The following is a 15590-nucleotide window of genomic DNA, read 5'->3' on the forward strand; positions in this document are numbered from 1 at the left end:
TCAGGCGAAGTAGTTGAGTAAGGTCGTAATGACTGTTCGCTGGTTCACCGGCGACAGATTGTAAAACAGCGGTAAACGCAGCAGGCGTTCGCTCTCTTGGGTGGTGTAACGATCAACACCGGCAAACACGCCGAATTTATCGCCAGCCGGGCAATCATGCAGCGGGATATAGTGGAACACCGCCATAATTTCAGCTTCTTTCAGGAAGTTAATCAACGCCGTGCGATCGTCGATATCGCGCAGCTTGATGTAAAACATATGGGCATTCTGTACGCAACCCTCCGGTATCGAAGGCAGCTCAATACGCCCGGCACGCGCCAGCGGTTCCAGGGCATCGTAATACTTTTGCCACAGCGCCAGACGCTGCTGGTTAATACGATCAGCCGCTTCCAACTGCGCCCACAGATAAGCCGCCTGCAGATCGGACATCAAATAGCTGGAACCGATATCACGCCAGGTATACTTGTCTACCTGGCCGCGGAAAAACTGACTACGGTTCGTCCCTTTTTCACGGATGATCTCTGCGCGCTCGACTAATTTTTTATCATTAATCAGCGTCGCTCCACCTTCCCCGCCTGCGGTATAGTTTTTGGTCTCATGGAAGCTAAAGCAGCCGATGTGACCAATCGTACCCAGCGCACGCCCCTTGTAGGTCGACATGACGCCCTGGGCGGCATCTTCCACCACATACAGGTTATGTTTAGTGGCCAGCCCCATGATGGTATCCATTTCGCAGGCCACGCCCGCGTAATGTACCGGCACAATAGCGCGGGTTTTATCGGTGATCGCCGCTTCAATCAGCGTTTCGTCAATGTTCATGGTATCCGGGCGAATATCAACAAAGACGATTTTCGCGCCGCGCAACACGAAGGCATTGGCCGTAGAGACAAACGTGTAGCTCGGCATAATGACTTCATCGCCAGGCTGGATATCCAGCAGCAATGCCGCCATCTCAAGCGATGCGGTGCAGGAGGGCGTCAACAGCACTTTCTCGCTGCCAAAATGCTGCTCCAGCCACTGCTGACAGCGACGGGTAAAGCCACCGTCACCACACAGTTTGCCGCTATTCATCGCAGACTGCATGTAATCGAGTTCAGTTCCCACCACCGGCGGTGCATTAAATGGAATCATCGTGTCACCTGTATAACCAATACGCGGTGCTTTCCACATTCGCACCACTGTGTATATAACGTTTAAGCGCGGCGGTGTTACCCATTTGGGTCGCCACACGCAATGTTGTTTTACCGCGGGCCTGTGCCCAGCAAAGCGCGGCCTGCATCAGTTCTGCACCCGCACCACGCCCGGCCAGCAGGCCAATTCGCGCCTCGGTCGCATTCAGTTCACGCAGCGAGACATAGCCACGAATCTCACCAGTCGGTTTACGAAAAACGAGGCATTGGTGATCAAACGTCCCCAGCACCGCGTTTTCAATCCACTGTGCGTAAAAACGCGCGCTGGCATCTTCGGCATACCACGGGGCGCGAAAACGACTTTGCGCAAATGCCTGTCCTGCCAGATGGCGTAATACCGGGATATCCGTAGGTTGCGCGACCTGCGCACCGGGGTCGCCGCAGGCACACGTCACCGGCAGTACAAAATCGACTTCACCTTCTACCATTGAGAAACCCAAATGCTGAAGAGCATCCAATTCATGGCTATTTGCGGCAAGTATTTTTGCTTGTACACGCGACCAGGGCAGCAACGCATCCGCGGTTAGAACCGGCGCGCGTTGGTCAAAACGGACAATGGCGCTATTCACGCCAAAGAACGTATTTTCCCAGCTAAGCGGCTCAATACTGGCGCGGACGAGCACGGAGCAGCTCCAGCAGGTATTGACCATAACCCGTTTTGGCCAGTGAACTGGCGGCACGCTTCACGCCTTCGTCATCCAGCCAACCGTTACGCCAGGCGATTTCTTCCAGACAGGCTATTTTAAAGCCCTGGCGTTTCTCCACCGTCTGCACAAAAGTGCTCGCTTCGATCAAACTGTCATGCGTACCGGTATCCAGCCAGGCAAAGCCACGCCCAAGCAATTCAACCGTCAGATGTCCGTCATCAAGATACATCTGGTTGATAGACGTAATCTCCAGCTCCCCACGCTCAGAAGGTTTCACGCGTTTCGCGTATTCCACCACTTTGCTGTCATAAAAATAGAGCCCTGTCACCGCCCAATTAGATTTCGGCGCTTTCGGCTTCTCTTCCAGAGAGACTGCGCGAAAATTGTCATCAAACTCAACAACACCAAAACGTTCAGGGTCCATGACCTGATAGCCAAACACCGTCGCGCCTTGCGTTCTGGCGGCCACATGACGCAGTTTTGGACTGAATCCTTGACCAAAGAAGATGTTGTCCCCTAACACCAGGCACGATGGTTCACCGTTAAGAAACGTTTCACCGATAATAAAAGCCTGCGCTAATCCATCCGGGCTCGGTTGCTCAGCATAGTGCAGTTCAATGCCGAACTCAGATCCATCGCCCAGCAAACGCTGGAAATAGCCTTTATCTTCCGGAGTGGTGATAATCAGGATTTCGCGAATTCCCGCCAGCATCAGTACCGATAGCGGGTAGTAAATCATCGGCTTATCGTAAATGGGCAATAGTTGCTTCGATACGCCCCGCGTAATGGGATACAAGCGAGTACCTGAGCCACCCGCCAGAATGATACCTTTCATGCGTTGTCTCCTCCGCAAAACCAGGCTGTTAGCCCTTCAGACCTAAACGTTCGCCCTGGTAACTGCCGTCCTGCACGGGTTTCCACCATGCCTGATTATCCAGATACCACTGCACGGTTTTGCGCATTCCACTTTCAAACGTTTCCTGCGGCATCCACCCGAGTTCACGCGCAATTTTTGAAGCGTCAATGGCGTAACGCAAATCATGGCCTGGGCGATCGTCCACAAAAGCGATCAAGTCGCGGTACTGCGCGATGCCCTGCGGTTTATGCGGAGCCAGCTCTTCCAACAGGCTGCAAACCGTTTCGACAACATCCAGGTTTTTACGCTCGTTATGGCCACCAATATTATAGGTTTCCCCAACCGCGCCCGTCGTCGCCACGCAATAGAGCGCCCTGGCGTGATCTTCTACATACAACCAGTCACGGATCTGTTGACCATTGCCATATACCGGCAACGGTTTGCCCGCCAGTGCGTTGAGGATCATCAGCGGAATCAGTTTTTCCGGGAAATGGTACGGACCATAGTTATTGGAACAGTTGGTAATCAGCGTTGGCAGACCGTAGGTACGCAGCCAGGCGCGAACCAGATGATCGCTGCTGGCTTTCGACGCGGAATAAGGGCTGCTCGGCGCATACGGCGTGGTTTCGGTGAAGAAATCATCTGTGGAATGGAGATCGCCATACACCTCGTCAGTCGAGATATGGTGGAAACGAAACGCCAATTTTTCCTCGCTGGCTAATGTACTCCAGTAAGCGCGCGCCGCTTCCAACAGCGTGTAGGTTCCCACAATGTTGGTTTCGATAAAGGCGGCGGGACCATCAATTGAACGATCGACATGGCTTTCTGCAGCCAGATGCATCACGCAGTTCGGCTGATATTGTTGAAACACCCTGTCGAGCGATGCCCGATCGCAAATATCCACTTTCTCAAAGGCAAAACGGGAATTCTGCGCAACCGGCTCCAGCGACATCAGGTTTCCGGCGTAGGTCAGCTTATCGACCACAACCACCGCATCCTCGGTATCATGAATGATGTGTCGCACAACCGCCGAGCCGATAAATCCCGCTCCACCGGTAACCAGAATTCGTTTCATTAGCGCCAGACCCCTTTGGTATCAACGATGTACTGCTGTTGAACCGCATCGCCTTTGATGCCTTTAAATTCATTATGGTCAACCAACATGACCAACACATCAGCACGTGCCAGAGCATCGTCCAGCGTCGCCAGTTGGCAAAGACCATCCAGTTTTTTCGGCAGTTGATGGATGTTCGGTTCCACCACCAGCATTTCGCCTTTGTGCCATTGCGCAATATTCTGCGCAATTCCCATCGCCGGGCTTTCACGCAAATCGTCAATATTGGGTTTGAATGCCAGACCAAAACAGGCAATTTTCACTTCGCTAGCCCGTTTGTTGGTATCCGCCAGACAGTCGGCTACGGCAGCCTTTACCCGATCGACCACCCAATGCGGTTTACCATCGTTTACCTCACGCGCGGTGCGGATCAATTTCGCCTGCTGCGGGTTCTGCGCCACGATAAACCACGGATCGACCGCGATACAGTGTCCACCTACGCCAGGGCCGGGCTGCAAAATATTCACGCGTGGATGCCGGTTTGCCAGGCGAATCAGTTCCCAGACGTTGATCCCCTGATCGGCGCAAATCAGCGACAGTTCATTGGCGAAGGCGATATTGACATCGCGAAAGCTATTTTCCGTCAGCTTACACATTTCTGCGGTGCGGGCGTTGGTCACCACACATTCGCCTTCGAGAAAGATGTTGTACAGCTCGCTGGCGCGCGCGGAACAGACGGAGGTCATTCCTCCAATCACCCGATCGTTTTTAATCAGTTCGACCATTACCTGACCCGGCAGTACGCGCTCTGGGCAATAAGCAATGTTAACGTCCGCCTGTTCACCGACCTGCTGCGGGAAAGTCAGGTCAGCCCGCATTTCTGCAAGCCATGCGGCCATCTGTTCAGTTGCCCCGACAGGTGAAGTGGATTCCAGAATAACCAATGCGCCTTTTTTCAAAACTGGCGCAATAGATTTCGCCGCGGCTTCTACGTAGACCATATCGGGTTCATGATCTCCCTTGAACGGGGTAGGCACCGCAATCAGATACGCATCAGCATCTACGGGTGTCGCGCTCGCACGTAAAAACCCATTTTCGACCGCCGTTTTCACCACCGCACCCAGATCGGGCTCAACGATGTGAATTTCACCGCGATTAATGGTATCCACCGCATGTTGATTTATATCTACGCCAATTACGTGTTTTTGACGGGAAGCAAAGGCAGCCGCCGTTGGCAGTCCGATATAACCCAGCCCAATGACAGAAATGGTCGTAAAACTCATAGCGATATCCGATTATTTTTTAATGCATCTAAAATGCGGTCACATGCCAGCCCGTCTCCATACGGATTATGGGCGCGGCTCATGATCTGATATTCATTGTCGTCATGCAGTAAACGCGTGACTTCTTCAACAATCCGCTGTGGGTCTGTACCTACCAGGCGTACAGTCCCTGCGGTAATAGCTTCCGGGCGCTCCGTTGTTTCGCGCATCACCAGCACAGGTTTCCCCAGAGACGGCGCTTCTTCCTGAATCCCGCCGGAATCAGTAAGGATCAGCCAGGCGTGATTCATCAGCCATACGAATGGCAGGTAGTCCTGCGGTTCAATCAACACCACATTTTCAACGTGACCCAGGATGCGATTGACCGGCTCACTGACGTTAGGGTTCAGGTGTACCGGATAGACAATCTGCACATTTTGGTTAGACGCGGCTATTTCCGCCAGGGCATGACAGATTTGCTCAAAACCGCGACCGAAGCTTTCCCGACGATGACCGGTCACCAGGATCATCTTTTTATCAGCATCCAGGAAAGGATAACGTTCGGCCAGATCCGCACGCAGCGTCTCATTTCCCAATACGCGATCCCGAACCCAGATCAACGCGTCAATAACCGTATTACCCGTGACGAAAATACGCTCATCAGGGATAGCTTCTCGTAACAGATTTTGGCGCGAGTTTTCTGTTGGGGCAAAATGATACATTGCCAGACGCCCGGTCAGCGTACGATTAGCCTCTTCCGGCCATGGTGAATAGAGATCGCCTGTACGTAAACCAGCCTCTACATGCCCCACCGGGATGCGCTGATAGAACGCGGCCAAACTGGTAGCAATCGTGGTTGTGGTATCACCATGAACCAACACCACATCGGGTTTGAATTCAGCCAAAATAGGCTTTAACCCTTCCAGGATGCGGCAGGTTATTTCTGTTAGTCCCTGACCTGGCTGCATAATATTGAGATCGTAGTCAGGTACAATGGAAAAAAGATTCAACACCTGATCGAGCATCTCCCGATGCTGCGCCGTAACGCAAACTTTCGCCTCAAAATCAGGATCTTTTTCCAGCGCATGAACCAGAGGAGCCATCTTAATGGCCTCCGGTCGCGTACCAAATACAGTCAGTACTTTCACATCGATTCTCTTCGGATTGGCAGTGAGAGCCCAGCCCCTCACTGCAACGGCATTGCTAAATCGTACGGCGACGGGTTAACGCGACACCAGCACCGATCAGAGCCCCAACGATACCCCACATAATCATCAGGAAGGCGCGACGAGGGCTGTCACGTTTTACCGGCTCTTCCGGCGTTCTCAAATAACGATAGGTCTGAAAACGCGGATCTAAAGTTGGTCCAACGTTCAGGGTGTTCAGCATTGCCCTGTTCTGGAAATAGTCCAGATCGAAATCCGGACCAATTGACTGCAGATTCTCGAGTCGCGCCTGCAACATAGGACGTCCGAGTAAGAACAATTCTGAATCCGGCAATTCATCAGCTGGAACATCTGTGGAAGTACGCGAAATATTATGCTGCTCAGCAATTTTAAGCGCTTGTTCAATGCTGTGGACGCGGCGAGAGAAAATGGATTTTGCCACTTCTTCCTGACGTTTAACCTGCGCTTTCATCTGCACAGTGCGTGCAGCCCATGCGCCTTTTAACTCATCGTTCAGATGACGTGCCGCGCGTTGGCTGGCAAACGCGACGTACTGGCGCAGCAAATTGTTGGCATCAGGAGCCGTCTCGGCAATCAGCTTCACGCTGTCATTGGTATTACGCAGCGCATCGCCAGGCAAAAACTGAATGTTATTGATCAGTTCATCCAGCATCGCCGCATCGGCTTTGCTATTACCGACCATACGCTGCTTATAGTAATCAGTCTGCTGCCAGAATTCTCGGCGTGTATCCCAGGAGGCAAGCTGCATAATGAATTCTTTATAGGCCTCATCCATTACTGACGGTTGGTCCGTGGACGCAAGACTGGCCTTAATATCCAGGTTGCGTAAAAACTGCTGTTGAGAGTAAAAGCCACCCAACATATTGACCGTTGGCCTGTCCGTAATCGCCGTGGCGCTCCACTCCTGACGCGCAAAAAATGTATAGGCGAGGGCCGCTATCGCGAAGGCGAGAGCCATACCGACGATCCACACCTTCCCTGACCACAAGGTACGAAACAACCCACGGATATCCAGTTCATTTTCAGCGCTCACGGCATCTTCCCCCGGTAATGGTTGTCTCATCGTACCCTCAATTTATTTGGTTAAGTCTGGTTTACTTTCACGGTTTCTACGCAACTTGCGCTTCAAACGTTTGATAAATCTCGCTACCTTCCAGGCCCGTTTAATACAGATGTCGTACAAGACAAACGCCAGTAAAAAAAACACCAACATCACCCACTCCGGGACAATGCGAGAATATTCAGCCAGCACGCCAATAGATGCCAGAATAGCTGCAGCCAGGGTAATCAGGACAAAAGCCTGTCGGGAGGTAAATCCGGCGCGCATGATTAAATGGTGAATATGTTGGCGATCCGGGGAGAAAGGGCTCATGCCCTTGCGTAAGCGACGATACATAATTGCCACCATATCCATTAACGGAATGGCAATAATCCACAAAGCGGTGACCGGGCTGATAGGATGCGTTGGCCCCTGGGTAGTCTCCAGCAGGATCCAAATCACCGTGAAGCCAATCAGCGTACTGCCCGCATCCCCCATAAAAACTTTATAGCGGCGTCCGAGAATACCCAGATTCAGCAGGATGTAAGGCAGAATGGCGGCGATCATGGCAAAACACCAGATGGCCAGGCTTGTTTGACCATCGAACCACAGGATAAGCCCCATAGCGGCGAATGACACGCTAGATAATCCACCCAACAGACCATCAATCCCATCCACCATATTGAAGGCGTTTATTGCCGCCCAGACGGCAAACAGGGTAAGGAAATATCCAAAAGGACCGAGCACCATCTCCCAGGGGCCGAAAATATAGCCAAGGCTTAGCAGATAGAGTTTACCCACCGTCATCATAATGATGCCGATAAGGGCCTGGATGGTTGCGCGGATTTTTACACTGATATCAAAACGATCGTCCAGGGCACCTATAAACACCAGTACACCAGCACAACCCAGGTAGAGAGTAGCATGCGGGATATAGTAATCGGCGATAAGAAACGTAAAGCAAATGCCTGCGTAAACCGAAATCCCCCCAACCAGCGGAATCAGTCCCTGATGACGTTTGCGGAAGTTGGGTTTATCCACCAATCCAATCTTTTTCGCGACCTTGCGGGCAAAGAAAAGAAACAGCGTTGTGAATAAAAAAATACTGATGAGATCAGTACTTGCTGTCAATAAATTCACTATACATGCTCTCAGAGAATATCAATACACGAAGTATAACCATCCAGCCAATTATTCAGAAGAGAAACCCGACTCAATATCAGCTCCATATCAGGTGGTTCTATATGATTAGCAACCACAAAATACGAATTTCAACCCTTCTTCGCCATGCGGTATGTCATACCGTATTATCGTTATTGTGTCGTTAAGATTACAGCCACAAAAGCAAAACGCCACGTAAAAACGTGGCGTTTTCGGATGAGACCTGAATTACGAACGTTTCATCATGTCGAAGAAGTCGTCATTAGTCTTGGTCATCGCCAGCTTGTTAATGAGGAATTCCATGGCATCAATTTCACCCATCGGATGGATGATTTTGCGCAGGATCCACATTTTCTGCAGCTCTTCCTGGGTGGTGAGCAGCTCTTCTTTACGGGTACCGGAACGGTTGTAGTCGATAGCCGGGAAGACGCGTTTTTCAGCAATCTTACGAGAGAGATGCAGTTCCATGTTGCCGGTACCTTTAAACTCTTCGTAGATAACTTCATCCATTTTAGAGCCGGTATCGATCAGCGCAGTCGCGATGATGGTCAGGCTACCGCCCTCTTCCACGTTACGCGCCGCACCGAAGAAACGCTTCGGACGATGCAAGGCGTTGGCATCAACACCACCGGTCAAAACTTTACCGGAAGCCGGAACCACGGTGTTGTAAGCACGCGCCAGACGGGTGATGGAATCGAGCAGAATGATAACGTCTTTCTTGTGTTCAACCAGACGTTTCGCCTTCTCGATAACCATTTCCGCAACCTGAACGTGGCGGGAGGCTGGTTCGTCAAAGGTAGACGCAACCACTTCACCTTTCACCAGACGCTGCATCTCGGTAACTTCTTCCGGACGTTCGTCAATCAGCAGCACCATCAGCACGCAGTCCGGATGGTTGTAAGCAATGCTCTGCGCGATGTTCTGCAGCAGCATGGTTTTACCTGCTTTCGGCGGAGCAACAATCAGACCACGTTGGCCACGACCGATCGGTGATGCCAAATCCAGTACACGCGCCGTTAAGTCTTCAGTAGAACCGTTACCACGTTCCATACGCAGACGAGAGTTTGCGTGCAGCGGTGTTAAGTTCTCAAAGAGGATTTTGTTACGGGCGTTTTCTGGTTTGTCGTAGTTAACTTCGTTAACTTTCAACAGCGCAAAGTAGCGTTCACCTTCTTTCGGCGGGCGAATCTTACCAGAGATGGTATCACCAGTGCGGAGGTTGAAACGGCGGATTTGGCTGGGAGAAACGTAGATGTCATCAGGACCGGCGAGGTAGGAGCTGTCTGCAGAGCGGAGGAAACCAAATCCATCCTGCAATATCTCCAGCACACCGTCACCAAAGATATCTTCGCCACTCTTTGCGTGCTGCTTCAGGATGGCAAAAATAATGTCCTGCTTGCGCATACGAGCCAGGTTTTCAAGGCCCATATTTTCGCCGAGAGTGATCAGCTCAGAAACCGGCGTATTCTTTAATTCGGTAAGATTCATAATGGTGTGAGTTCTTAAACTTGGGGTAAATCTCGAACTTAATGTTGTGAATGGTATGGCAGGGTCATCCATGCCTGTTTACGGCCATCAACTCATGTCTGTTCGCTGTCTGGTCACAGGAAAGTACGCAGAACTGAAACGACAAGACGGATTGAGTGACAAGCCAGGAATCTGTCCACTTCTCGCGCGAGAAACAACGGGAAGTATTGGATATAACTAGATTCAAACTTAATAAGGTATGTTTAATACGAAGTCAACACTAACTTAGCACGACTCAAGTCGGGCGTCCAGTCATCCGAATCATTTCGAAGTATGGTCGCCCGATCATGAGACTTCCTTACGCTAAATTAGCGTCGAGGAATTCTTTCAACTGACCTTTGGATAGCGCGCCGACTTTAGTCGCCGCAACTTCGCCGTTTTTAAACAGCAGCAGGGTCGGGATGCCACGGATACCATACTTCGGCGCGGTGCCTGGGTTTTGGTCAATGTTCAGTTTAGCAACCGTCAATTTGCCCTGATATTCGTCAGCGATTTCATCCAGAATTGGAGCGATCATTTTGCACGGACCGCACCACTCTGCCCAGAAATCAACGAGGATAGCTCCGTCCGCTTTGAGTACATCCGTGTCAAAACTGTCGTCAGTCAGGTGAATAATTTTATCGCTCATATTAACTCCACAGGAATAAGCCTGGTGCGTTGGTGTACTCTTAATCAACGACGTGTTGATGTAGCATTAACCAACTAAAGGTTGACTTTATTTCACCGGATACGCTTTCGTAAAGCAATAGTAAGCTGATATTCTACCACACTATGAGCAAAACACATTTAACAGAACAGAAGTTTTCCGACTTCGCCCTGCACCCAAAGGTGATAGAAGCCCTTGAAAATAAAGGCTTTCATAACTGCACGCCCATTCAGGCCCTCGCGCTGCCGCTAACGCTGGCAGGTCGTGATGTTGCAGGGCAGGCGCAAACCGGTACCGGAAAAACGATGGCGTTCCTGACGTCAACGTTTCATTATCTTCTCTCTCATCCCGCGATTGCCGATCGCAAGGTGAACCAACCGCGTGCGTTAATTATGGCGCCAACGCGTGAGTTAGCCGTGCAGATCCACGCTGACGCCGAGCCGCTGGCACAGACCACCGGTTTGAAATTAGGCCTGGCTTATGGCGGCGACGGTTACGACAAACAGCTGAAAGTGCTGGAAAGCGGCGTCGATATTCTTATCGGCACGACCGGTCGTCTCATCGACTATGCAAAACAGAACCACATTAACCTGGGCGCGATTCAGGTCGTGGTGCTGGATGAAGCCGATCGTATGTACGATCTGGGCTTTATCAAAGATATCCGTTGGCTGTTCCGTCGTATGCCGCCAACCACCCAACGTCTGAACATGCTGTTTTCTGCAACCCTCTCTTACCGCGTTCGCGAACTGGCGTTCGAACAGATGAATAACGCCGAGTACGTTGAAGTCGAACCGGAACAGAAGACAGGTCACCGTATTAAAGAAGAGCTCTTCTATCCTTCCAACGAAGAGAAAATGCGTTTGCTGCAAACGCTGATTGAAGAAGAGTGGCCAGATCGCGCCATCGTCTTTGCTAACACCAAGCATCGTTGTGAAGATATCTGGGGTAGTCTTGCCGCTGACGGTCATCGCGTCGGTCTGCTGACCGGTGACGTGGCGCAGAAAAAACGTCTGCGTATCCTTGATGAGTTCACCCGTGGCGATCTCGACATTCTCGTTGCGACGGATGTCGCCGCGCGTGGTCTGCATATCCCAGCCGTAACGCACGTATTTAACTATGACCTGCCGGATGACTGTGAAGATTACGTTCACCGTATCGGTCGTACCGGTCGCGCCGGTGCAAGCGGTCACTCTATCAGCCTGGCCTGTGAAGAATACGCGCTGAATTTACCAGCAATCGAGACCTATATCGGTCACTCGATCCCGGTCAGCAAGTACAACCCGGATGCGCTGATGACCGATCTGCCGAAGCCGTTACGCTTAACGCGTCCGCGCACAGGCAATGGCCCACGCCGTACCGGTGGTGCTCCGCGTAATCGTCGTCGTTCAGGTTAACGTTAGATATGCTCACAACCACTTCGCTGTACGCCGCAATTGATTTAGGCTCGAATAGTTTTCATATGCTGGTTGTACGCGAGGTGGCGGGAAGCATTCAGACACTCACGCGTATTAAACGCAAGGTGCGTCTGGCCGCTGGCCTCAACAGCGACAACGTTCTTTCCGCTGAAGCTATGGAGCGCGGCTGGCAATGCCTGCGCCTGTTTGCTGAACGTCTGCAGGATATCCCTCAGCCGCAAATCCGCGTGGTCGCCACGGCAACATTACGCATCGCGGTAAACGCCGATGAGTTTATCGCCAAAGCGCAAGAGATCCTCGGCTGTCCTGTCCAGGTCATCAGCGGCGAAGAAGAAGCGCGGCTGATTTATCAAGGTGTTGCCCACACCACCGGCGGCGCCGATCAGCGTCTGGTCGTTGATATTGGCGGTGCCAGTACTGAACTGGTTACCGGCTCCGGCGCGCAAACCACCTCTCTGTTCAGCCTGTCAATGGGCTGCGTCACCTGGCTCGAAAGGTATTTCACCAATCGTAATCTGGCACAGGAAAACTTTGACGAAGCAGAGAAAGCGGCTCGCGAAGTTCTGCGCCCGGTCGCCGACAAACTGCGTTTTCATGGCTGGAAAGTTTGCGTTGGTGCCTCTGGCACCGTCCAGGCGTTACAGGAAATCATGATGGCGCAAGGCATGGATGAGCGCATTACGTTGGCCAAGCTTCAGCAGCTTAAACAGCGCGCCATTCATTGTGGTCGTCTGGAAGAGCTGGAAATAGAAGGGTTAACGCTGGAACGCGCACTGGTTTTTCCCAGCGGACTGGCCATTCTGATCGCCATTTTCACCGAACTGAATATTCAATGCATGACACTGGCCGGCGGCGCACTACGCGAAGGTCTGGTCTACGGAATGCTGCACTTGCCGGTTGATCAGGACATTCGCAGCCGTACGCTGCGTAATATTCAGCGTCGATTTATGGTCGACACCGATCAGGCGAATCGCGTCACGCAATTGGCTGTACATTTACTCGAACAGGTGAAAGATGAGTGGCATCTTGAAGCCATTTGTCGTGAACTGCTGCAAAGTGCCTGTCAGTTGCATGAAATAGGACTGAGCGTAGAATATAAGCAGGCGCCACTGCATGCCGCCTGGCTGGTACGTAATCTCGATCTCCCGGGCTTTACTCCCGCGCAGAAAAAACTGTTAGCCACGCTGTTGCTCAACCAAACTAATCCGGTCGATCTCTCTTCACTCCACCAGCAAAACGCTGTGCCACCACGCATCGCTGAGCACCTTTGCCGTTTGCTACGCCTGGCGATCATTTTCGCCGCTCGCCGTCGCGACGATTTAGTGCCACATATCACCCTGCAAGCTCAGGATGAGAATCTGACGTTAACGCTACCGGAAGGCTGGCTGGAACATCATCCATTAGGTACAGAGTTAATCGATCAGGAAATACAGTGGCAAAGCTATGTCCACTGGCCGCTGGAAGTGCATTAGATGCTGGCTGCCGGATAGCGCTTACGCTTATCCGGCCTACAAAATACCTATTTCTCTTTGGCTTTCGCCATCATCGCCCGAATATTGGCAATGCTGGCCTGCCCTTTTTGCATCCGCTCCTCGGCACTCACCACTTTACGCTCCTGTTCCCAGATAACGTCATCTTGTGGTAGTTCCAACAGGAAACGGCTCGGTTCCGGTCGAACCAGTTCACCGTACTGGCGGCGCTCTTTACACAGCGTGAAGATAAGTTCTTTCTGCGCACGTGTAATCCCGACGTAAGCCAGACGACGCTCTTCGTCGATGTTATCTTCATCGATGCTGCTCTGGTGCGGCAAAAATCCTTCTTCCATTCCCACCATAAATACGTACGGGAACTCCAGTCCTTTTGAAGCATGCAGCGTCATCAACTGCACCTGATCCAACTCTTCTTCGCTCTCTCCGCGCTCCATCATGTCGCGCAGGGTAAAGCGGGTAACGACCTGAGTCAGGGTCATTGGCTCTTCCAGCTCACTACCTTCCAGCATCTCCGTCATCCAGCTGAACAGCGTGTTGACGTTTTTCATACGCATTTCGGCCGCTTTCGGGCTCGGCGAGGTTTCATACAGCCAGGATTCGTAATCAATGCCGTGGATCAGATCGCGTACGGCGGCAACCGGCTCGCGCTCCGCCAGACGTTGAATGTCACCCAGCCAGTGCGTAAAACGGGTCAGAGAATCATATCCACGCCCGGTTAGCGTCTGGCTAAGTCCCATATCAAAGCTGGCGGTAAACAGGCTTTTATTACGCGTCATCGCCCATTCCCCCAACTTTTGCAGCGTGGCCGGACCGATTTCACGCTTAGGGGTGTTTACGATGCGCAAAAATGCACTGTCATCATCCGGGTTGCTGAGCACGCGCAGATAGGCCAGCAAATCTTTAATCTCCGGACGCGAGAAGAACGACGTCCCGCCGGAAATTTTGTATGGGATGCGGTTCTGCATCAGAAACTTTTCGAACACTCGCGACTGATGATTACCGCGATACAGGATGGCGTAGTCTTTATACTGCGTCTTGTTCACAAAGTGATGGGCAATCAGTTCCCCGGTCACGCGTTCTGCTTCGTGCTCTTCATTATTCGCACTCAACACCTTCAGCTCAGCGCCGTAGCCCAGCTCAGAAAATAGCCGTTTTTCAAAGACGTGTGGGTTGTTAGCAATAAGGATGTTCGCCGCCTTCAGGATACGCCCTGATGAGCGATAGTTTTGCTCCAGCTTCACCACCTGCAGCGCCGGAAAATCTTTGCTTAACAGTACCAGGTTCTGCGGACGTGCACCGCGCCAGGAGTAGATCGACTGATCGTCATCACCCACGACGGTAAAGCGCGCGCGTTTCCCCACCAGCAACTTCACCAACTCGTACTGGCTGGTGTTGGTATCCTGATATTCATCCACCAGCAGGTAGCGGATTCGATTTTGCCAACGCTCACGTACTTCTTCATTGCGCTGCAACAGCAGCGTGGGGAGCAGGATCAGATCGTCAAAATCGAGGACGTTACACGCCTTCATATGCGCGTCATACAAACCATAGCAGTGGGCAAAAATACGATCGCGTTCACCCTTTGCACTGGCTGCCGCCTGCGCTGGGGTCATCAGATCGTTTTTCCAGTTGGAGATCGTTGAAATCAACTGTTGAAGGATAAGTTTATCGTCTTCAATTAGCCCTTCGGTCAATTCCTTAAGCAGGGCCACCTGGTCAGTATCATCAAACAACGAGAAGTTCGACTTCATCCCTAGCGCGGCGTATTCACGCTTAATGACATCCAGTCCCAGAGTGTGGAAAGTAGAGATCATCAACCCGCGCGCTTCTTTACGACCCAACGTTTGCGCCACACGCTCTTTCATCTCGCGCGCAGCCTTATTGGTAAAGGTTACTGCCGCAATATGTCGTGCCTGATAGCCACATTCACGGATCAGATGTGCGATTTTGTTTGTGATAACACGCGTCTTACCGGAACCCGCTCCCGCCAGCACCAGGCAAGGTCCGGTGACGAATTCGACGGCTTGTTGTTGTCCGGGGTTCAAACGCATAGAGGATTGCTCAATCTGTAAACACGGGGATGTGGATTGTAGCAGAAAGTGACGCCAGGGGGATC

General features: G+C 51.9%; 14 protein-coding genes. 2 read left to right on the forward strand and 12 right to left on the reverse strand.

All coding sequences use genetic code 11. From position 1 onward, the window contains the following. The 11 genes from rffA to trxA form a co-directional block, all read right to left on the reverse strand. Nucleotides 1–1131 (reverse strand): dTDP-4-amino-4,6-dideoxygalactose transaminase, encoded by a 1131-nt coding sequence (gene rffA / locus OGV65_RS10130; protein WP_200047449.1) that lies wholly within the window; start codon nt 1129–1131, stop codon nt 1–3. Between the two features lie 4 nt (nt 1132–1135). Next, nucleotides 1136–1813: a dTDP-4-amino-4,6-dideoxy-D-galactose acyltransferase gene (rffC, locus tag OGV65_RS10135; RefSeq protein ID WP_279263656.1), complete on the reverse strand. Its 678-nt coding sequence runs from the start codon at nt 1811–1813 to the stop codon at nt 1136–1138. Then, nucleotides 1791–2672 carry a glucose-1-phosphate thymidylyltransferase RfbA gene (rfbA, locus tag OGV65_RS10140; RefSeq protein ID WP_016155112.1) on the reverse strand — a complete coding sequence of 294 codons (882 nt, stop codon included), beginning with the start codon at nt 2670–2672 and terminating at the stop codon, nt 1791–1793. Before rfbA ends, rffC begins: the two co-directional genes overlap by 23 nt. A gap of 28 nt (nt 2673–2700) precedes the next feature. Next, the gene (rffG, locus tag OGV65_RS10145) at nt 2701–3768 is read right to left on the reverse strand and encodes a dTDP-glucose 4,6-dehydratase (RefSeq protein WP_153689860.1); all 1068 of its coding nucleotides are present in this window, start codon (nt 3766–3768) and stop codon (nt 2701–2703) included. Further along, a complete protein-coding gene (gene wecC, locus OGV65_RS10150; RefSeq protein WP_047358756.1) occupies nt 3768–5030 on the reverse strand; it encodes a UDP-N-acetyl-D-mannosamine dehydrogenase in 1263 nt (420 codons plus the stop codon). The genes rffG and wecC overlap by 1 nt, the downstream gene beginning before the upstream one ends. Continuing rightward, nucleotides 5027–6157: a non-hydrolyzing UDP-N-acetylglucosamine 2-epimerase gene (wecB, locus tag OGV65_RS10155; RefSeq protein ID WP_235117463.1), complete on the reverse strand. Its 1131-nt coding sequence runs from the start codon at nt 6155–6157 to the stop codon at nt 5027–5029. The genes wecC and wecB overlap by 4 nt, the downstream gene beginning before the upstream one ends. Before the next feature lie 55 nt (nt 6158–6212). Beyond that, nucleotides 6213–7259 (reverse strand): ECA polysaccharide chain length modulation protein, encoded by a 1047-nt coding sequence (gene wzzE / locus OGV65_RS10160; protein ID WP_016155108.1) that lies wholly within the window; start codon nt 7257–7259, stop codon nt 6213–6215. A gap of 12 nt (nt 7260–7271) precedes the next feature. After that, a complete protein-coding gene (gene wecA, locus OGV65_RS10165; RefSeq protein WP_053389656.1) occupies nt 7272–8375 on the reverse strand; it encodes a UDP-N-acetylglucosamine--undecaprenyl-phosphate N-acetylglucosaminephosphotransferase in 1104 nt (367 codons plus the stop codon). Between the two features lie 249 nt (nt 8376–8624). Beyond that, nucleotides 8625–9884 (reverse strand): transcription termination factor Rho, encoded by a 1260-nt coding sequence (gene rho, locus OGV65_RS10170; protein ID WP_002437993.1) that lies wholly within the window; start codon nt 9882–9884, stop codon nt 8625–8627. 87 nt (nt 9885–9971) lie between these two features. Beyond that, nucleotides 9972–10091 carry a rho operon leader peptide gene (locus OGV65_RS10175; protein WP_049259789.1) on the reverse strand — a complete coding sequence of 40 codons (120 nt, stop codon included), beginning with the start codon at nt 10089–10091 and terminating at the stop codon, nt 9972–9974. A 130-nt stretch (nt 10092–10221) separates the two neighbouring features. Next, on the reverse strand, nt 10222–10551 hold the full coding sequence (trxA, locus tag OGV65_RS10180; RefSeq protein WP_001280776.1) for a thioredoxin TrxA: 330 nt from the start codon (nt 10549–10551) through the stop codon (nt 10222–10224). Between the two features lie 143 nt (nt 10552–10694). On the opposite strand from trxA, the gene rhlB reads away from it, so the two are divergent. Further along, nucleotides 10695–11963: an ATP-dependent RNA helicase RhlB gene (gene rhlB, locus OGV65_RS10185; RefSeq protein WP_003829013.1), complete on the forward strand. Its 1269-nt coding sequence runs from the start codon at nt 10695–10697 to the stop codon at nt 11961–11963. Nucleotides 11964–11971: 8 nt separating this feature from the next. Continuing rightward, a complete protein-coding gene (gene gppA / locus OGV65_RS10190; protein ID WP_181636113.1) occupies nt 11972–13456 on the forward strand; it encodes a guanosine-5'-triphosphate,3'-diphosphate diphosphatase in 1485 nt (494 codons plus the stop codon). Between the two features lie 47 nt (nt 13457–13503). Here gppA and rep read toward each other — a convergent pair whose 3' ends face one another. Further along, entirely contained in the window at nt 13504–15525 is a 2022-nt protein-coding gene (rep, locus tag OGV65_RS10195) for a DNA helicase Rep (protein ID WP_049282712.1), read from the reverse strand. Nucleotides 15526–15590 lie beyond the last annotated feature (65 nt).

It is taken from the genome of Citrobacter sp. Cb004 (assembly GCF_030337065.1).
Classification (GTDB): domain Bacteria; phylum Pseudomonadota; class Gammaproteobacteria; order Enterobacterales; family Enterobacteriaceae; genus Citrobacter; species Citrobacter braakii.